The sequence below is a fragment of the Lonsdalea quercina subsp. quercina genome, assembly GCF_000688655.1.
Classification (GTDB): Bacteria; Pseudomonadota; Gammaproteobacteria; order Enterobacterales; family Enterobacteriaceae; genus Lonsdalea; species Lonsdalea quercina.
The window spans coordinates 187,648-207,754 of record NZ_JIBO01000006.1 but is presented as its reverse complement, the minus strand read 5'-3'; the positions used below and the strand labels follow the sequence as shown (position 1 = coordinate 207,754).

The following is a 20,107-nucleotide window of genomic DNA, read 5'->3' as shown; positions in this document are numbered from 1 at the left end:
CAACGGAGTAAACATTGAGCATCTGCTGCGGCCCGCGACAGGCATAGATAAGAAAACGTTTACACAGTTTGCCGGACAGTTTCACTCCCTTCACACTCTTTCCACACGCTCAATTGCAGTCGTCCAGTATGCCATCGAAGCGCGTCTTTTTTGTGGTGATAATTAGATGAATTTAACTTACCCATTAACATGTTATTCACGTTGGGGAGCGATTAAAAACCGAGCCGACTCCTCTATGCGGGCGGGCGTTACAATAGCTTACCGGGCATTTCGGAGATACACGCAAAATTCTGAATAAGCACTATCCTTTTAAAGAAATCATAAGATTAATTAACAGGACGGACTCTCATGCAGGATCATGCAACTTCTACCCCGTTTAGCGTAAACGCCCAGGAGCTTATACACACCCTTACCCATATCGTCGGCAAATCTTATATCCTCACGGACACTCACAAAACTGAACGCTATCGAAAAGGATTCCGCTCCGGTCAGGGAGAGGCGCTCGCCGTCGTCTTTCCGGGATCGCTACTGGAACAATGGAAAGTATTCAAAGCCAGCGTGGAAGCCGATCGCATCGTTATTATGCAGGCCGCCAATACCGGTCTGACCGAAGGTTCCACCCCTAGCGGCGACGGCTACGATCGTGAAATCGTTATCATCAACACCCTCAGGCTGGATAAGGTGCAACTGCTGGATCAGGGGCGACAAATCGTCGCACTGCCCGGCAGCACGCTATGGCATTTGGAGCGCGTGCTGAAGCCCTTAGGTCGTGAACCGCACTCGGTGATTGGCTCATCTTGTATTGGCGCTTCGGTAATTGGGGGGATCTGCAATAACTCCGGCGGTTCGCTGGTGCATCGCGGTCCCGCTTATACGGAGATGGCGCTGTATGGCCAAGTGAACGATCAGGGCAAGGTAGAGCTGGTCAATCATCTGGGGATTAATTTGGGCGAAACGCCGGAACAGATTCTGGTCCGCCTGGAACAACGTCAATATACCGAGGCCGACGTGGTCAATGATGAGCGACAGGCGTCCGATCATGAGTACGCCGACCGTGTCCGGGACGTGGATGCCGACACCCCTTCCCGCTTCAATGCCGATGAACGTCGCCTGTTTGAAGCCGCAGGCTGCGCCGGTAAGCTGGCCGTCTTTGCCGTCCGACTGGATACCTTTCCGGCACAAAAATCTCAGCAGGTCTTCTACATCGGCACGAATCAGCCTGAGGTGCTGACCGAACTTCGTCGCCATATTCTGGCGAATTTCACGCATTTGCCGGTCGCGGGGGAATATCTTCACCGGGACATGTTCAACATGGCCGAGGTCTACGGCAAAGACACCTTCGTCATGATCGACAAGCTGGGCACCGATAAAATGCCCATGTTCTTCAACCTCAAAGGTCGAATGGACGCCATTTTCGATAAAATCCCCTTTCTCCCGTCGCACCTTGTGGATCGCACCATGCAGCAACTTAGTCGTTTGCTGCCCTCTCAGTTACCTGAGCGGATGCGGGCCTATCGCGACCGCTACGAGCATCACCTGATGCTGAAAATGTCGGGAGAGGGGATCGAAGAGGCGCATCGCTGGTTGGAAAGCTATTTCCGCGAGGCGGACGGCGAATTTTTCGCTTGTACGCCAGAAGAAGGCGATAAAGCGTTCTTACATCGGTTCGCAGCAGCCGGAGCCGCGATTCGGTATCACGCGGTGCATAGCCGCGAGGTCGAGAACATCCTGCCGCTAGATATCGCGCTGCGTCGTAACGATCGAGAGTGGTTTGAGCACCTGCCGCCGGAAATCAGCGATCAACTGGTGCATCGCCTCTACTATGGACACTTTATGTGCCACGTTTTCCATCAGGATTACATCGTGAAAAAAGGCGTCGATACCCATAAGCTCAAGGAGCAAATGCTGGAGCTGCTCGATAAACGAGGCGCGGAATACCCCGCGGAGCACAACGTCGGCCATCTTTACCAGGCCAAACCACAGCTTAAGGCGTTTTATCAGCAGAACGACCCGACCAACACCCTCAATCCCGGTATCGGGAAAACCAGCAAGTTGAAAAACTGGGGCTGCGGCTGCAACGACGGTTCACGCCGCTAAGGCCCGGTCGACTCACCGTTGGGGCTTCGCGCACGTTCGCGAAGCCCTGTTTTCCGAACGTCGCTTGACTCACTCCACGGACAGAAAGCCCGCCGTTAACTGCCTTCTATCACGTCACGTTTTTCATCGTCCTGATCCTCCAGCTCCAGCACGCTGTAGGCCACCGAACAGAATAGCGAATTCAAACGCTTCATATCGCCCAACAGCCCTAAATGCAGCGAACTGGTTTCCAGGCTCTGCACATTCTTCTGTCGCAAGCGCTCGACGTGCGCATGAGCGAAACGGCGATCCATGATCCGGAAGCGATGCTTGGAACGACGCAGACGTTTCGCGCTGGCGAGATCGTTGTTGAAAAACACGGTCTGGCTCATCCGCAGGTTGTCGAGTAGTCGGGAATAGAGCGCATCCAGCTCCTCCAACCCTTCGGCGGAAAACGCCCGGCGTGAGGCCTGCGCCTTTGCGCGAATATCTCCGGCCATTTTTTCCAGAATATCGCCCGCCTGCTCCAGATTCATGGTGACTTCGATGACCTCCGCCCAGCGGCGCGAATCGCTCTCACCTAAATCCTCTTTGGCCATCCGCGCCAGGTACAGTTTGATCGCGGTGTAGAGCACGTCCACATCGTCATCCAGACGACGAATGGTTTTCTCCTGCAGATAATTGCCGTGCATCATTTCGTGGGTGAGAATCAACATATTTTCCACGATGTCCCCCATCCGCAAGGTCTCCCGAGCGGCATTGGCCAGCGCCAGCGCCGGGGTATCCAACACGCTGAGATCAAGATGTCGCGGACGCAGACGCGGGTCCTCTTCCTGATTATCGCGGAGTAGCAGCTGGCACCACTCCGCCATGCGCCCTGTCAGCGGCAGCATCAGCAAGCAACGCAGCAGGTTGTAAACCACATGGAAGTAGATGACCAGATTCTCGGTGCTCACGGGGAGTTTTTCCATTTCCACCGCCAACATCTCGACAAAGGGCAGCACCACCACGCAGCCGGCCAGTTTGAACAGCAGGCTACCCAACGCGACCCGGCGACCATCGATGCTTTGCTTGCTCGCGTTGATCATCGCTAGCATGCCACTGCCCAAATTGGCTCCAACCACCAGACAGAGCGCGACCTTCAGCGAGATCACGTTGGTTGCCGTCAGCGTCGCGGTCAGCAATACGGCCGCCAAGCTTGAGTAGCTGACGATGGCGAACAAGGCGCCAATCATGGCATCCAGCAGGATGTCGCCCGTCAGCGAAGAAAAGAGAACCTTCACCCCGGCCGCCTGCGTGATCGGCGTAGCCGCATTCACAATCAGCTCCAGCGCCAGCAGGATCAGTCCGAGACCGATCAACACACGCCCCATCTGTCCGATGCGCGCTTGTTTACGACTCAGGAACAGTGAGACGCCGCTGAATATCAGCAGCGGAGAGAGCCACGAGAGATCGAAGGTCAAAATACGCACCATGAGCGCGGTGCCGACATCTGCGCCCAGCATAATCACCAACCCGGGGGCCAAGGCAATCAAGCCCTGCGAGACGAATGATGTGACCAGCAACATAGTGGCGTTGCTGCTCTGCACCAACGCGGTAACCACAATCCCTGCCATAAAGGCCAGCGGCTTGTGGCTGACGTTATTACTGAGCATTCGACGCAATCCTGCGCCATACACTCTCATGATGCCGGTGCGGACAATGTGCGTCCCCCACACCAGCAACGAAACGGCGGACAACAAATGCAGCAATATCAACAAAACAGATAGCTCCTTAACAGTCAGCAATCAACGTTTCCTATCGCAAGTGAGGTAGCCAAAAAACGTCGCGTGGCAGAAAAACGGCCAATCGGTTTCCCCTCTTCGATACCGCCGTTTCACCGTGGAAGAAGATCGGCGGCGGCATGACTTCCATCGTCCCGACTCAGGAGTGAACCTCNCTCTGATGCGGTGAGTGCGATTCAGTTTAGGCTGTTGAGAGACTCTTTGTCCGCTCAAAGAGAGTTAACGTCAGGCCACCTCCTGAACAGTCGCCAGATTGAGGAGTAATCCCACGCAAGCTCCCTCATCATAAGCCTGCTCCATCGAACGGTTGAGCGTATCCACCTGAAGTTCGATGCCCTGCGCCATCACCCGATAGCGAATCACATTGCCGAGTAGGCTATGGCTGACGATTGTCGCAGGCACGCCCTGCTGCGGATGGGTCAGCGTGATCGACTCAGGGCGAATAGCCACCTGGTGCGTAAACGTCTGCCCAATCAGCCGGGAAGCCTGTTCCGCGTTCAACAGATTGTAGTTGCCAATGAAGCCGGCCGCGAATGCATTGACCGGCTGCGTATACAGTCGCGCCGCGTTACCATTCTGCACGATTTCGCCTTTATTCATCAGTACGATGCGGTCGGATAGCGTCAATGCTTCTTCCTGATCGTGCGTAACAAACAGCGCGGTCAGCTTCATCTCGCGCTGGATATTGCGGATCTGCTCTCGCAGGTGGCGGCGAATTCGAGCGTCCAGCGCGGAAAGCGGCTCATCCAGCAACAACAGCTGTGGACGCGTCACCAACGATCGCGCCAGCGCCACGCGTTGACACTGGCCACCGGAAAGCTGATGCGGATATCGCCGGGCGAGCGTCTCGAGTTCCACTAGCGCCAGTACTTCCGCGACGCGGCGGCGCACTTCATCACCCGACTTTTTTTGCATTTTCAATCCGAAAGCGACGTTGCCTTCCACCGTCATATTGGGGAACAGCGCGTAACTCTGAAAGACCATACCAATCCCCCGCTTCTGGGGGGATTGCGGCACGATGTTCTGCCCTTGTAGCAGGATCTGTCCGCTGTCGACCGGGGTAAGGCCAGCAATACAGCGTAACAACGTGGATTTCCCACAGCCGCTCGGGCCCAGCAGCGTCACGAATTCTCCCTCTTCAGCCATGAAGTCGATCTGGTTGAAANCCGGGGTCGCCCCGAAACTTTTAGTCAATTGCATCACTTGCAGATAGGCCATTTTTACCCCTTGTCTTTATTTAACAAATTCGCCAGCCACGTCACAACCAGCACGACGAAGAAATAGGAGATCACCAGCGCGCTGGTGAAATGCCCGCTGCCATTACGCATGTTGAACAGGTACACCTGCAGGGTTTCGTAGCGGCTTCCCACCAGGAGATTGGCGAAGACGAACTCGCCGATCAAAAAAGAAAAAGAGAGCAGGACGGCGATAAAAGCGCCCTTACGCAGATTAGGCAGCACCACCCGCCATGCCGCCTGCCAGGTACTGGCGCCCAACAGGTGGGCGGCGTCGATCAGCTCGCGCAGATTGATCGCCTGCAGATTGTTGGTGATAGCCCGATAGATAAACGGCAGCGCGATGGTGAAATAACAACCGATAAGAATCCACGGCGTACCGGTCAGCATCAGCGGCTCCGAAGAGTAGAGCTGTAACAGTCCCACAGAAGAAACGATCGGCGGCACGGCAAAGGGGAGCAAAATCAGGATGTTCATTACCGCATCCAGCCGAGGAAATTGATAGGCGATAACGAACATCGCCGGCAGAATCAATAACAGCGACAGCAGCAGAGAAGCACCGCAGATCAACAAGGAGTGCCACAACGCCGTCAGAAAACGCGGATCCGACCAGAGACTTTTCATCCACTTCGTCGTAAAGCCATCCGGTAATACGGTGGCGCCCCACTGGGTCGCGAAGGCATAGACCAAGGTTGCCGCCAGCGGCAGTACCAGAACGAACAGCAGCGCTCCCACCACGAAACGGTGGTAAACGCGTTCAGAGACAGACATAGCGATCCTCCGCGATGAGTTAACGTTTCACATTCAGGTAGCTGCGACCAACCAACCACTGATGAAGCACCGTAATCAGCGTCATCAACACCACCAGCAGCATGGACAGCGCACTGCCGAGATGGGGGTCCAGCGAGATATCCCCCGCGACCAGCGCCGCGATCCGGACAGGCACAACGTTAAAGTTGCCGTTGGTCAGCGCATACACGGTGGCATACGCGCCCAGCGCATTCGCCATCAGGATCACGAAGGTGCCCAACAGCGCCGGCATCAAGATAGGCAGCCCGATATATCGCCAGTAACGATAACGCCCGGCGCCGAGCAGCGCCGCCGACTCCCGCCACTCCGCTTTTAGACCGTCGAACGCGGGATACAGCAGCAGGACCCCCAGCGGGATCTGAAAATAGGTGTAGAGGATAATCAGCCCGGAACGGGAGTAGAGATTAAACGTCTCCATGAAACCCAGTTGCCTCAGCAATAACGTCAGGCAGCCGTTCAACCCGAGCAGGATGACGAACGCGAACGCCAGCGGCACGCCGGCGAAATTGCTGGTCATATTGGTGAACGCCATCACGCAGCGATGCAGTCGACCGCCTCGAAGCTGACTCAGCGAGTAACTACCGAGTAGCGCGATCAACAAACCGTAGAGGCTGGAGTGAAGCGAAATATCCAGAGAAAACCGTATCGCCTGAAGATAGAACGGCGATGTCAAAATGTCCCGGTAGTTATCCCAACCCCAGCGAGCGTTAATTTCACTGTAGAAGCTGTTGACTGCGATCCACCCCAGCGGCACCAGCTGAAAAGCAATAAAGCACACGGCGAAAGGCAACAGACAAACCATCGCCAACACTTTTTTCTTCATCGGCTCGCTCCAATACCGTCAGCAAGCAGCGCCGAACAGCGTGATTTATCGTGCGGAGCACCCAGGATATCGCAGATCGTACCGCACAGATCCGTCTGACGCGGCGAGGCATCGCCAAGAGAAAATGCATCACCGAAAACAAACAGCGGCACCGCTCTTTCCTCCGGCAGCACGCCACCGTGACTGCGGTCGTCGTTCATACCATGATCCGCCGTCACTACTACCTGATACCCCGCCGACAACCAGTCCGCCAACCGCAGCGAGAGGTAGCCGTCCGCCCTTCTGGCCTTGTTCCGATACTGCGGCGACGACAGGCCGAAATGATGACCCGCATCATCAATGTTCATCGAATGCACCAATAGAAAGTCCGGCTGATATGTCCGACGCAGACTCTCGGCGTCAATAAACAGGTGCGAATCCGGGTAGTCGTCCTCATAGTAAAAATGACCGTGCTGAATGGGCAGATGGGTATCTGCGGTATGCCGATCGCGCGGCGGGTCAAAGGGCGTCCGGTTATACAGCTCGCTCACCCAGTGGTAAGCCGCCGCCGCGGTGGTCAGCCCCGCGCTACGGGCATAATGGAAAATGCTCATCTGATTTGACAGCCGTTGAATCTCATTGTGGACGATACCGCTTTCCACGGGCGTGACGCCGGTCAGGATGCACTCATACAGCGGCCGGGAGAGCGAGGGCAATTCGCAGGTCAGCGCATAGCGCCGACCTCGTCCCGCATCGCACTGCGCTTGCAGATATCCCATGGCATCGCGAGCAACCCGATCATTCAGACCGTCCAACACGACCAGAATACATTTCATGCTTGATTCGCTCCCAGACGAGTTACTGCTGCATGTTGATCATGACGGATTCCTGCCACTGCCGCGGCAGCAGACGCGCGCTTTTCTCCCAGGCAGCCGGGTCTGCAATGGGACGGGCTGACTGATACTGTGCCGCTGGCAGCAGCTTGTCTTTCACATCATCCGGCAGCGACAAGTGCTCCGCGCGGATCGGGCGGGCATATCCGCGCGCCAGATTGATTTGACCGGCGTCAGAGAAAATGTATTCGCGCGCCAGCTTGGCGGCGTTAGGATGCCGGGCATACTTGTTGATTATCGTGGTATAGCCAGACGTCACCGAGCCATCCGACGGGATCAGCACAACAAAACGGTCTTTATCAATTTGGTCGCGGTAGTTGAGGCCGTTGAAGTCCCAGACCACTCCTACCTGCACTTCGCCTTTCTCGATATTGGCGATGACCGGATTAGTCAGCCCGAGCCGACCGGCCTTGGCCAGGTCGGCGAACAGATCCAGCGCCGGTTTGAGATTGTGCTCATCGCCACCCATCGCATAGGCCGCCGCCAGGATACCGTTGGTGGCCTGAGCCGCCGAACTGACGTCTCCAATAGTGACGGTGTAACTTCCTTTTCTCAGGTCGGCCCAGCTGTGAGGCACGTCTTTGACCAACTGCTTATTGACGATGAAGGCGATGGTGCCGGTATACGCCAGCGCCCAGTGTCCGTCTTTGTCTTTGGCCCAGTCGGGGATCTGCGACCAGGTGGTCGGTTTGTAGGGCTGGGTGACGTCTCTTTGCACCGCAATGGGGCCAAACGACGCGCCCACATCACCGATATCCGCGCTGGCATTCTGTTTCTCGGCGGCGAACTTGGCGATCTCCTGAGCCGAACTCATGTCGGTGTCCGTATGGCGCAGGCCATATTTTTCATTCAGGTCCTTCCAGGTGTCTTTCCAGTTAGCCCAGTTGTCCGGCATACCCACGCTATTAACCTGTCCTTCCGCTCGCGCCGCTTGCTCTAGCTCGGCGACGGAACCTTCGGCCGCGTGAGCGGATGAAAGCGACAGCACAACGGCTGTCGTGAATAGGGATGCAACCTTAATTTTCATCGTAAGTGCTCCTGGTGATAGGAATAAGCGCTGGTCTAGTCCAGCAAAATCCACGCCAATCTACGCTCTAAAGATGAAATTTGTATGTCAGTCGCTCCTTATCGCCTGCTGGGTGTACGGTGTGGAAATTAACGCTCGATACTCCCGTCTCTCTATCGCGGCTCGAGCAAGACGTTTTGACGGCTGCGTGGCAATATGGCGCTCTGATCAAGAATGGTGGTGTACCCACGGTGGTGCACGGCGTGCTCCAGAATAGGCTGATGAACTCATGCAACAACCCTCGACAACCGTGGCGCTGATCTGCCGGACGCTGCGGACGCAAATTGATGAAGGAACATGGCGAAACGAGGCGCGTCTCCCCTCGGAAAGAACGTTGAGCGAACGGTTCTCCACCACCCGAATTACCCTACGGGAAGCGCTGCTACAGTTGGAATCCCAGGGAGTGATTTACCGGGAGCCTCGCCGCGGGTGGTTTATTTCGCCGCCGCGGATCGTCTATAACCCCTTGCAGCGGAGCCATTTTCACGCGATGGTCNAACAACAGGGGCGCCATGCCGCCACAGAGGTTCTGGAAGCTCGCGAGATCGCCGCCAGCGACGAAATCGGTCAGCAACTGACGCTGCCGGTCGGCGCAAAGGTTTACCAGATCCGCCGCTTGCGACGCATTGACGCACGCGCAGTACTGTATGTGGAGCACTACCTTAATCCCGCATTTTTCCCGAATATTCTGGCGTCCGATCTGACGCAATCCCTGACCGATATCTATGAGACGCGCTATGGCGTTTGCTATGGCCGGGTGCGTTTCACGATGTTGCCGACGCCGGTTCCCCCTCTGGCCGCTTCTGCGCTTAACGTCGCCTCAGGCAGCCCTGCGCTATTTATCACCCGCATCAACCGGGACCAGTCGGATCGGATCATCGATTGCGACCACGAATACTGGCGCTACGACGCCATTCACATCGACGTCGAAGCGGTCTGACGGCGCTGAAAGCGTTGGCTACGGCGCAATACGCGGCGGCGCCTACCGTCGCGTTCCCGCATGAAGCCATGACGGTCGCGTGCGGTTACGCCGCCTGCATCTGCCCCAGCAGTGAAATAATAAAGTCCCGGGTCTCTGTCACCTGTTGGATGAATCCCGAAAGCATGGCGTTGAAACGGTTTTCATCCAGCCTATCAAGCGAGTGTTGAAAGCACAGTCGTAGCTGATTAAATTCATCCAACGCCAGCCAGCAACCGCGCATCGCCGCCATCTCGAAATTGAGCTGCAGCATCAGGCGGTAAATCGCCGCTTCGTCCAACCTCTCCAGCCCGTCCAGCGCGACTATCCGGCAGTGCAGTAAAAGTTGTTCGCTGTGCGCGGGAACGTCAATGACCGCCGCTTCTTCGCCGTTTTCGTCATTCAGCACGCAAATTCCATTATCCAGCCTGAGCGGGGTTTGCGTGGCCCGACCAAACGCTTGCAGTAAACGAGAGACGTGTTGTTGTTGGGAATGCATTGTGAAGCTCCTTCTGCCCTGTGCCATCGTGAATTAGTGTTTCGCCAGCGTAATGCCTTCCTGATGCAGGCTGTCCAGCGCCTGCGCCAGGGTAGGATTAGCCCGCGCGATCTCGCCTTCCAGACTGAAATGTCTCGGCGTGTCCTGATTTTGTCCGTAGGAGAAGTGAATTTCTCCCAGCGACTTGCTCATACTGACGTCCACACTGCTGGACGCCCCAACGATAGGCGTCGGGAACGTGAAGCCCTCCTTCTTCTTCACCGTCTCGGTAAAACTGATCGAGCCGATGCGCAGATTGTTGCTGTCCTTGAACAGATCGACGATGGCTTGTTTGCTCAGGCTGTTGTTCTGAATGCCTTTTTCCACCTGCTCTTTCACCGCGTCCTTCGGTTCCAGGTTCACGCTGGCGGAGGCGTTGGGCAACGACTGTAAATGGGTCATGACCGCTTTCAACGCCGGGTCGGCATTCATGAAGGCGTGGATACGTTCGGCATTGGTGGGCGGCACGTTATCGTTCACCAGCTTGCGCAACGCATGCAGCACGCCATTGCTGTCCAACTTCGACAGGTTGGCGTAGCTGGCGCTATGGCTGACGCTCGATAGCGTCACCGCCTGATGCTTCGCCGCCGACTGCTGGCGAACCGCTTTGCCGAGCGACTGCATTGCGCTGTATTGCCCATCGTTCTGCGGCGTTTTGGCATCGAAGTGCCGATGCATAATGGCCAACTGTTCGTCGATATCATCCAGTTTGTTTACGCCGCCTAGTAGCTGCTGGGTTTCCACATCGGCAAAGTGTTTCTCAAGCGAAGCCGTCAGTTCTTCGATGTCGCTTTTCTGTAGCGGCTCCGCCACTTTGACATTGAGAGAGATGCTGTGACTGGTTTTGGTATCGACAGACAGCGTGGCTGAAGCCCCGGTGCCGAATCCTGCCGGCAGCGTCCCCTTGCCGGGTTGCGTTGTCGCCATCCCGGCCCAGAGCGCGGCATTCGCGCCGACGGAAGCCTGGTTAAAAAATCGCACTCGGTTGTTGCTGGTCGTGTTTTTCTCGTTCAGTTGGCCCCGGACCGTGCTGCGATCGTGACTGGCGGACAACACGTTGACGCCGCCGCTGACGCCCAGCGAAGCTCGGGTCGTGGTGGAGAAGGTTGTATTGTCGTTGTCCGTCATGTTGACCGCGGCGCGACCGTCGAGCGTGAAAGCGCCGTCCACATCGAAATTCACAGAAAGCCCCTGCTTGACCTGGTGTTCGGTACCCTTTTTCATGAGATCCAGCGGATTGATCTTCCCCTGCGTCAGCTCATCGATAAACGACGGCAGCTCTTTTTCGCTTAGCGTGAAGCTGAGGCCGTTTTGGCGGGTCGCGCCAATGGTGGCGGAGCCGCTGACGCCCATCCTCAGATCGAACGTCAGCGTATGGTCATCATCCAGAATGAGATTTTCTTTCGTCGCCTTGGGTTCATGACCGACGATCACACCGGCTTTGGCGCTGAGGCCGCCGGTGCGGCCAAAACTGACATTGATGCCGTTGTCTCCCCGGCTGAAACTTAAACTGTAGCCCCGTTCGCCCGTCACGCCGCCGCTGGCGATCAGCGGCGACGGGAGGTGGTTAATGGTCACCTTGGCCAGTTGCGTCGGCATCACATAAACCGAGCTCAGGCCCGCGTTATAGCTTCGGTTGAAGCTGAGACTTTCGCCGGCATTCAGCGACAGCACGGTGTCTTTCATTTTTTGGGTTAACTGCCCCTGATCCTCCGCCTGCAGCGACGTGCGAGAGGTCACGCTGACGGCATGCCGTTCATCTTTGAAGGCGCGGGTGAAGGTTTTCACCGCGTCATAATCCGCCTCCAGCGCTGAAAAACAGGTGAATCCCATGTCCGTGGCGCGCTTCACGTGGTGATCGCCATACTGATGATCCCGCAGCAGCGTCAACGCCTCCTGCATCGGTTTGAGATCCGCTTTCGTCGGCGAGGCGCCGGAGAATCCCGCCAGCTTATCCACGATGCCGTGCAGATCGCCGATAGTCAGCGTGTCCAGCGCCAGCCGCGACTTCGTCAGCGCCATCTCATCATGGACGTCGCGGTGCGCGCCCTGAACCACCTTGTCGCTCTGGTAGCTCATATCCACCTTTTTCATGACGAACTGCTTCAACAGCGCGCTCGCCTTGCTGTCCGCCGAAGAAGGATGCGCCAGCGTGGCCGTCATTAACGCGTCGCTGAGGCTCTTCCCGGAACGATGCGAGTTCATGCCTTGAATGGCGGACTTCAGCGCCGACGGGGTGAACTGGTGATTGATCTCGCCTTTGGCGTTAATCAGCCCCTGATGTTTACCCAGCAACAGCGCCGCGTTGCCCGAGCTGCGTTCCAGGTCCTGATGAAACTGATGCAGCGCCGCCATCAGCGGCTTGCCGGCGTCTCCCAGATTCAGCTGGCTCAGCTTGGTTTTCAGATCGGTGGTGTTTGCCTGCGGACTCTGCTGACGTTGCATATTCAGCACCTCCAGCCGCTTAAAGACCGAAGCCTGGGCCGAATAGAGCGGATGCAGCCCGGCACGCCCTTTGAAGTGATGCTGAATGCCATCTCCCACGCTTTTGCCTAGCTCAGCCGGCAGCTTAATGACATTCGCGCGCATACGATCGACAAAACCGCTGCTGGTCTTTTTGTTTTCCTGCGCCATTTGCCCCAGCACTTGCGTATCCAGCTTCGCCGTTAATCTCGTTCCAGGGATAGATACGGCTTTGGTCGCGCCGCCTAAGCGCTGGTAAACCGTCTCGGCCTCTCGCGGTTGAGGCGCGGTGATTTCCGTGTTCGGTCGATGCTCCGTCCAACGGCCTTGGGTCAGACGCTGATGACGATCGTCCTGATGCGCCAGCAGGCCATGCTCCGGCGTTGTATCCAGCCGATCAACCTTGCCGCCCTGCGGCGTTTCCACCGGTTGCCAACGCGTTACACCGGATTCCGCGCGGTCGTTTTGCCAGGCCTCACGCGGCAAGATAAATAAGGCGCCCTCATGGTTAAGCGCGAACAGGTTGCTTTCGCGATCCAGCGCCAGATCGCGGATCTCCCCCGTCAGCCCGTCCTTCGGTAGCGCCGTGGCGGGGGCTGAGGCCCGATTCGTGCCGGGACGGACCTGATGCAGTTGGATGTCCCCCTCTTTATTGGCAGAGATGAATCGATTGGCGGTCAGCACGGCAACCGCGACGGCGCCACTGTCTTTCCCCAATCCCGGCAATGCATCGCCGGATTTCGGCGCGTGGCGCGCGTGGCTAAGGGCAAAGACGTTGCTGTCGCCATGAACGACGCTGTCCGCTTTCTGATTGATCGTCAACGCTTTGAGCTGGCCGTCATGCAGGACATAGGGCTGGTTATCCAAACCGCGTTTGAGCTGATTGGCGGAAATCGTCGTCGGCGTCCAACTGCGGGTCACGCTGTCCACGTAATGCACTTTGCCTTCGTGCAGCGCCATCATGCCGAAGCGTCCCATATTCATGACAGATGACGACGGCAGAGCGACGTGCAGCAGCCCCATTTTGTGGTCCACCACCAGCGAATCGCTTAGGTTCCAGCCCGGCTTGAAGCCGCCGCCTTCCGCCGCAGGGGCGGCCAGATGTTTATGCCCCTGCGCGTCTTTGACCAACGCATGCAGACTGCCTGCGCCGTTGCTGACAAAGCCCTCCGTGTGATGACCTACCCCCAGCGCCCCTTCCAGATCCGGGCTGTGCAAGGGGGTCAGTTCGACGCGATGACTGTCTCCCTGTGGCAACGTCCCGACAAAAACCTGCCCTTCACGATCGGCCACCAGCAGCTTTTGCCGATCGAGTCCTACGGCTTTGGCATCCACCTGTTCGCTGCCGCGTTCCAGCGCGATCGTGCCGTTTAGAGCCAGTTGCAGCGCCCGGTGCTCGCTCTTGGGAGCATTCAGCGTCGGCAACAGATGCAGCTTGCCCGCACCGTGGTCAGACGTCGTCAACACCACCGTCTGCCCGTCAAGGTTGGCGGAGAACGAGATAATTTTGTCTTTAAAGGCGGTCGACTCCATGCCGGTCGACAGGTTGCTTAACAAGTGGCTCTCCTTCACCGCATACAGGTTCCCGTCGGCCTGTCGGGACAATTGCGCGTGCTTGCGGTCGTCTTTTGGCTGCCAGACGCCCTCGGGACTCAGGCTGAACAGCTTGCCGTCGTGGAGGCGCAGCGCCTCGTCATGAACGTCCAGAAAAATCCCGGACAGTTGAGACTGGAGTCCGCCGGTGGGGTTAGGCAGCGACTGCGATCCGGCGTCTTTACCGTTGAGCTTCGCTTCTGTGCGCACCTGTGTGTCAGACGCATGCAATGCATAGCCTGCCGACGCCTTGCTGTGCAGTAATTCGCTGTCTTTCCGTGAGGGCGCGCTGCTGTGCAAACCGACCAGCCCGTGTTTGCCGTGATGAAGGCTGAACAGGCGCCCTATTTTATCCATCAACAGATGATGGGTGCCGTTCGAGTTCTTGTGATGCGCCACAAACGGTAGATCGTGTTTACCCAGCGTTTGCGACAGCACCGTTTTTATCGGGGCTGGGACATCGTCGCCCAAGATGACCTTGCCTTTTTTATCCAGCGAAAGCCCCAGACCCACTGCCGCAGGGGCGTGACTGGCAATCGTGCCTGCCGCCCCGTCAAAATGGGAAACCGCGCTATGCAGACTCGCGCTTCGGGACGAACCCGTCTCACTCGACGCAGAGCGTTGCAGCAGCTCCCGTAACGTGGTGACGGTTTTCACCGGCGTCTCAGCCGTCGACGAGGGGCCGGCAGTGTCCTGCATCGCACGGTCGATGGCGTCTCTCATGTCGCGAAGATTGGGGGAGCGACCTACCTGCGATCCTAGCGAGTCAGGCGGCACCTCGCGCTGGCTGACGCGCGGGGTTGCCGCCAGACGCAGACCTTCCTGAGTCAACGATCCCGTCGCCTTCTGTCCAGCGACGGAAGCGTGCCCCTGAGAGACCGCGCGCCCCTCTCCGGACACGGTCGGCGTATCGACTTCCGCCACCGTCTTCTGATGAATGTGTCTGATATTGCCCAACATAGCCGTCTCCCAGAGATGTTGTTGATGAAGCTAATTGCCGAGTGAGTGGCTGGGAAAAGGCATTAGGTTCCGCCCGGAAATAAGGGGGGCATGGACGCTTGCGTCTTGTCATTCGCGCACCGGAGAGACAGGAACCCGGCGAATATTTGAACCACCCATATAACGACGAACCGTCGATTCAATATTCTCCGCAGCCTATTTTTTACTCAACAACAGCTTACGAGGCACTCGCTATGTCAGACCTGAACACCACGCCTACCCTGCCCGGCTCCGGCATGAATAATGCCAATCTGGGCAGCATCTCTTCCCAAAACCTGCCAGCGGAACGGCAGAACACCGGCGCCAGCACGACAGAACATCAAACGGCGCTAGACAGCGTGGCCAAACTGTTGGCGGCACTATTGCTGACCCTGCAAGCCGCTAGTCAGGAGGCATCTGAGGGCATGCGCCCCACGGATGGCAGTGTCGCCGCAGGCGGGATTGGCGGCCGGGACGGACAGAATCAGCGAAACCAGCTTGAAATGCTCGGTAAGCTGTTGGATACGCTGATGCCGCAGAACGGGCAAAGCACGCAACAAAGTGCTACGTCCTCAGCAACGCATCCACAGGATCTAAGCCGCGATACATTGCAGAATGCCGGAAGCCAAGCGCTGCAAGGCAGCCTTTCGCCGACACAGGACGGTGGTGGGCAGTTTAGCAGCGACCAACTGTCTCAAACGCTGATGCAACTGATCGCTATGCTGATGGATAACCAAAAGAGCCAGTTTGGCCAACCACAAGAGGGTGGCGCCAGCAACGGCGGCGCATCAGCCGTGCCCGGCTCGCAGCCGAACAATCGCACGTCAGGGGCTGCGGTGGAGTCGCCCCAACCCACGGAGACAGCGCCTTCCGCGCCGGGAGGAGCAACGCTGCCGGGAACCGATGGCAGCAGCCCGTCATCGTCGAAGTCCCCGGTTCCTTCGAACGAAGCGCCGTCCGCGACTGGTCAAAGCGGCGCCGTCAGTTTCCCCACGGCCGATAACGCCAATGCGGTCGTCGTCAACGAGCCGATCAAAGNCGGCGCCGGGGAAACCTTCGACGGCCAGGGAAAAACCTATGTCGCGGGGGCTGGGTTAGGCAATGGCAGCCAAACGGAAGGACAGAAACCGCTGTTTGAAGTCGCAGACGGCGGCTCAGTTAAAAACGTCATTTTTGGCGATAACGCTGCGGATGGCATTCACCTGCACGGCGACGCCACGATCGATAATGTTCACTGGACCAACGTCGGCGAGGATGCGTTAACGGTGAAGGAGAACACCGGCAATCCAGCCAACGTCACGATCACCAACAGTAGCGCTCAGGGAGCTTCCGACAAGGTCTTCCAACTGAATGCGGACGCCAACTTCACGGTGGATAATTTTAAGGTTAAAGACTTCGGCACCTTCGTGAGAACCAACGGCGGCCAGCAAGGAAACTGGAATCTCAACCTCAGCCATGTTGATGCGGAGAACGGTAAGTTCGCCTTTGTTAAAAGCGACAGCAACGGGCTTACTATCACCGCCCAAAATAACAGCCTGAGTGACGTCAACAATTCATTCAAAGTGCCGACCTCGGCCGCATTACAGGTAAGCTGAGATGAATAGCAAAACGCCCTCTTTACCCCACGCCGCCTCCCCCCGTTGGCGTGACCGCGTCACGCCGGGCGGATCTCTGTCGCCCNCCGAACGGTGTGCGTTCGATAAGGCGAACCATCTGGTGTCATTGCGAATAAATCAGGTATTAGGTCAAAAAGATAAACCCCGGACGGGCCAGTTTGATTTCGACGCATTCGTGGATTCACTGGAGGCGGACTTTCTGCAACGTTCGGGGGACCCTTTAGCACAGGACTTGCATAGTGATGTCGGGCAGACGGCGTTCTGGGTCATCCGAGCGATCGCCGACCATCTGATTGCCCTTCAGGCACAGCGTCGCACGGATTGACCGCACTCTCTTAGGTCGGTGCCCGTACGCAATGACGGCGACAGATCCCCCCTTCAGGAGCGCGGTAAATAGTGCGATCGTTCAATAAAAAACGGGGCCGTCAAAGACGGCCCCGATATCATTCTCTTACCTGTCGTGCTCGGCGTAAGTCTTTTCGCCGGGTGCGAATTATTTCTTGGTCTCAACCCNTTTGCCATCCACATAGAAAGCGGACCAGCCGGTGGCCTTACCGTCTTTTTCAGACGAGACGTACTGCTGTTTGGTTTTACGGCTGAATCGCACCATCGTTTTGTTGCCCGCACCGTCATCGACCGGCGCATCGGCCAGATAGCGCAGTTTTTCCGGCAGTCGATCCTTGAATCGCACCAGTTCTTCCACCCGTGGCGCTCGCGTTTCGCGAGATTTCGGGAACGTATTAGCGGCAAGGAACACCCCGGCGGCGCCGTCTCTCAGCACAAAATAGGCGTCGGACTTCTCGCAAGGCAGTTCAGGCAGCGGCACCGGATCTTCTTTCGGCGGAGCGACTTCGCCGCTGCGTAGGATCTTACGCGTGTTGGTGCAGTCTTCGTTGGTGCACGCCATGTATTTACCGAAACGCCCCATTTTCAGATGCATTTCCGCGCCGCATTTGTCGCATTCCACTACCGGGCCGTCGTAGCCTTTCAGACGGAACTCGCCCGTTTCGATTTCATACCCGTCACAGGAAGGGTTGTTACCGCAGACGTGCAGCTTACGCTGATTGTCGATTAGATAACTGTCCATTGCCGTACCGCATTTCGGGCAGCGGCGGCGCGCGCGCAACGCGTGGGCTTCGGCCTCATCCCCTTCCAGGATGTTCAGCACTTCCTCTTCCGGGATCAGATTGATCGTCGTTTTGCAACGCTCTTTCGGGGTCAGCGCATAGCCGGAGCAGCCCAAGAATACGCCGGTACTGGCGGTACGAATCCCCATTTTGCGGCTACAGGTCGGGCAGTCGATGCTGGTCAGCACCATCTGGTTCGGCTTCATACCACCCGCTTCCGGATCCAGCTCGGCCGTTTCCAGACGCTTGGTGAACTCGTCGAAGAACTCATCCAACACGGCTTTCCACTTCGCCTGATTGTTGGCGACCTGGTCGAGGCTGCTTTCCATGCGCGCGGTGAAATCGTAGCTCATCAGCTCACGAAAGTTTTCTTCCAGGCGATCGGTGACGATTTCGCCCATTTTCTCCGCGTAGAAACGACGGTTCTCGACGCGGACGTAGCCACGATCCTGAATTGTCGAAATGATGGAAGCGTAGGTTGAAGGACGCCCGATCCCGCGTTTTTCCAGCTCTTTCACCAGAGAGGCTTCGCTGTAACGCGCAGGCGGCTTGGTGAAGTGCTGACTCGGCAACAGTTTGTCGAGCGTCAGGGTTTCGCCCACCTCGACCGCTGGCAGAGAACGATCTTCATCATTCTTGCGTAGCGCAGGCATCACTTTGGTCCAGCCGTCGAAACGCAGCGTGCGGCCCTTGGCGCGCAGCTGGTAGTCGCCAGCACTGACCGTCAGCGTAGTGGAGTCGTACTGCGCCGGCGTCATCTGACAGGCGACGAACTGACGCCAGATCAGCTGATAGAGCCTCTGCGCATCCGGCTCCATATCTTTTAACTGTTCGGCCTGCACGTTGACATCGGAAGGACGAATCGCTTCATGCGCTTCCTGGGAGTTCTCTTTGCTGCTGTAGTGATTAGGCGAGTCCGGCAGGTAACGTTGGCCGAATTCGTCGCCGATAAAGCCGCGAACCATCTCCAGCGCATCCTGACTCAGGTTGGTGGAGTCGGTACGCATATAGGTGATGTGACCCGCTTCATACAACCGCTGCGCCATCATCATGGTCTTTTTCACGCCGAAGCTGAGACGTGTGCTGGCCGCCTGTTGCAGCGTGGAGGTAATAAAAGGTGCACCGGGTTTGCTACTGGTCGGTTTATCTTCGCGATCGGAGACGACATAGCGGGCTTTCTCCAGCAGAGAAACCGCCGCGTGGGTCTGCGTTTTGTTGACCGGTTTGAAAGGCTTGCCGTTGTGATGCGTGACCTGCATTTTGAGTGCGACGTCGCTTGACGCCAGCAGGTCCGCGTGAAGTTCCCAGTACTCTTCAGGAACAAACACTTTGATTTCACGTTCGCGATCCACCACCAGCCGCACCGCGACGGACTGAACGCGTCCGGCTGACAGGCCGCGGGCAATCTTTTTCCACAGCAACGGCGAGACCATGTAACCCACGACCCGGTCCATGAATCGACGGGCCTGCTGAGCGTTAACGCGGTCGATATTCAGTTCGCCTGGATTTTCGAACGCTTGCTGGATCGCGTTTTTGGTGATTTCGTTAAACACGACGCGACTGAAGCGCGTTTCATCTCCACCAATGATTTCCCGCAGGTGCCATGCAATGGCCTCCCCTTCGCGGTCAAGGTCGGTTGCGAGATAGACGTGTTCTGCGTTTTCCGCCAACGTTTTCAGCTCGGCAACCACTTTCTCCTTGCCCGGCAGGATCTCGTAATTCGCCGCCCAGTCGTGATAAGGATCGACGCCCATACGATTGACCAATGCGGTCTTCTCGTCTTTTTTTGGCGCTTTTTTGGTTTTTCCCTGTGCAGAATCCGCGCTCTTTTTACTCGCAGAGCCGCTGGTCGGCAGGTCACGCACATGACCGACGCTGGATTTAACCACATAGTTATTGCCAAGATACTTATTGATCGTTTTGGCTTTTGCCGGGGACTCAACTATGACGAGAGCTTTACCCATAATTTATTGTTACCTACTGAATTCTTTGAGAAAAGAAAAAATCTTCACCATCACGGGATGATAACCGTCATCACCCCAGCTCAATTCGCTTTCGGCTGCGAGGAACATCGTTCTGTTCTTGTCTTCACGGGCTTGCAGGCACCGCTGATCCGCCGCAACTCTATGATCCCGTGGGAATAGTCATATACCGCATTGTAACCATAG

General features: G+C 57.0%; 13 protein-coding genes. 4 read left to right on the top strand and 9 right to left on the bottom strand.

Annotated elements, in window-relative coordinates; translation table 11 throughout:
• The first annotated feature begins 348 nt into the window (after nucleotides 1–348).
• Nucleotides 349–2,097, top strand: a complete 1,749-nt coding sequence (dld, locus tag RZ35_RS06045) for a D-lactate dehydrogenase (RefSeq protein ID WP_026742493.1) — start codon at nucleotides 349–351, stop codon at nucleotides 2,095–2,097.
• A 95-nt stretch (nucleotides 2,098–2,192) separates the two neighbouring features.
• Here dld and RZ35_RS06040 read toward each other — a convergent pair whose 3' ends face one another.
• From RZ35_RS06040 to RZ35_RS06015, 6 genes are all read right to left on the bottom strand, one after another.
• Entirely contained in the window at nucleotides 2,193–3,836 is a 1,644-nt protein-coding gene (locus RZ35_RS06040; protein WP_026742492.1) for a Na/Pi cotransporter family protein, read from the bottom strand.
• Nucleotides 3,837–4,085: 249 nt separating this feature from the next.
• Complete coding sequence (locus tag RZ35_RS06035; RefSeq protein WP_026742491.1) at nucleotides 4,086–5,078, bottom strand: ABC transporter ATP-binding protein; 993 nt, start codon at nucleotides 5,076–5,078, stop codon at nucleotides 4,086–4,088.
• 2 nt (nucleotides 5,079–5,080) lie between these two features.
• Complete coding sequence (locus RZ35_RS06030; RefSeq protein ID WP_026742490.1) at nucleotides 5,081–5,866, bottom strand: ABC transporter permease; 786 nt, start codon at nucleotides 5,864–5,866, stop codon at nucleotides 5,081–5,083.
• Nucleotides 5,867–5,885: 19 nt separating this feature from the next.
• A complete protein-coding gene (locus RZ35_RS06025) occupies nucleotides 5,886–6,728 on the bottom strand; it encodes an ABC transporter permease (protein WP_026742489.1) in 843 nt (280 codons plus the stop codon).
• Nucleotides 6,725–7,543 (bottom strand): alkaline phosphatase family protein, encoded by an 819-nt coding sequence (locus tag RZ35_RS06020; RefSeq protein WP_026742488.1) that lies wholly within the window; start codon nucleotides 7,541–7,543, stop codon nucleotides 6,725–6,727. Before RZ35_RS06020 ends, RZ35_RS06025 begins: the two co-directional genes overlap by 4 nt.
• A 22-nt stretch (nucleotides 7,544–7,565) precedes the next feature.
• A complete protein-coding gene (locus tag RZ35_RS06015) occupies nucleotides 7,566–8,627 on the bottom strand; it encodes an ABC transporter substrate-binding protein (protein WP_026742487.1) in 1,062 nt (353 codons plus the stop codon).
• A 268-nt stretch (nucleotides 8,628–8,895) separates the two neighbouring features.
• Here RZ35_RS06015 and RZ35_RS06010 point away from each other — a divergent pair, with 268 nt between their 5' ends.
• Nucleotides 8,896–9,606 (top strand): UTRA domain-containing protein, encoded by a 711-nt coding sequence (locus tag RZ35_RS06010; RefSeq protein WP_026742486.1) that lies wholly within the window; start codon nucleotides 8,896–8,898, stop codon nucleotides 9,604–9,606.
• Nucleotides 9,607–9,691: 85 nt separating this feature from the next.
• Here RZ35_RS06010 and RZ35_RS06005 read toward each other — a convergent pair whose 3' ends face one another.
• On the bottom strand, nucleotides 9,692–10,123 hold the full coding sequence (locus RZ35_RS06005) for a type III secretion system chaperone (protein ID WP_026742485.1): 432 nt from the start codon (nucleotides 10,121–10,123) through the stop codon (nucleotides 9,692–9,694).
• A 33-nt stretch (nucleotides 10,124–10,156) separates the two neighbouring features.
• The gene (locus tag RZ35_RS06000) at nucleotides 10,157–15,178 is read right to left on the bottom strand and encodes an AvrE-family type 3 secretion system effector (RefSeq protein ID WP_026742484.1); all 5,022 of its coding nucleotides are present in this window, start codon (nucleotides 15,176–15,178) and stop codon (nucleotides 10,157–10,159) included.
• A 233-nt stretch (nucleotides 15,179–15,411) separates the two neighbouring features.
• Between RZ35_RS06000 and RZ35_RS05995 the strand changes: the two genes are divergently transcribed.
• Nucleotides 15,412–16,791, top strand: coding sequence for a pectate lyase (locus RZ35_RS05995; RefSeq protein WP_026742483.1), 1,380 nt, complete (start codon nucleotides 15,412–15,414; stop codon nucleotides 16,789–16,791).
• Nucleotides 16,792–17,305: 514 nt separating this feature from the next.
• On the opposite strand, the gene topA is transcribed toward RZ35_RS05995, so the two are convergent.
• Nucleotides 17,306–19,903 carry a type I DNA topoisomerase gene (gene topA / locus RZ35_RS05985; RefSeq protein ID WP_026742481.1) on the bottom strand — a complete coding sequence of 866 codons (2,598 nt, stop codon included), beginning with the start codon at nucleotides 19,901–19,903 and terminating at the stop codon, nucleotides 17,306–17,308.
• Between topA and RZ35_RS18060 the strand changes: the two genes are divergently transcribed.
• Nucleotides 19,805–20,083, top strand: a complete 279-nt coding sequence (locus tag RZ35_RS18060) for a hypothetical protein (RefSeq protein WP_162174222.1) — start codon at nucleotides 19,805–19,807, stop codon at nucleotides 20,081–20,083. The genes topA and RZ35_RS18060 overlap by 99 nt on opposite strands.
• Nucleotides 20,084–20,107: the final 24 nt, after the last annotated feature.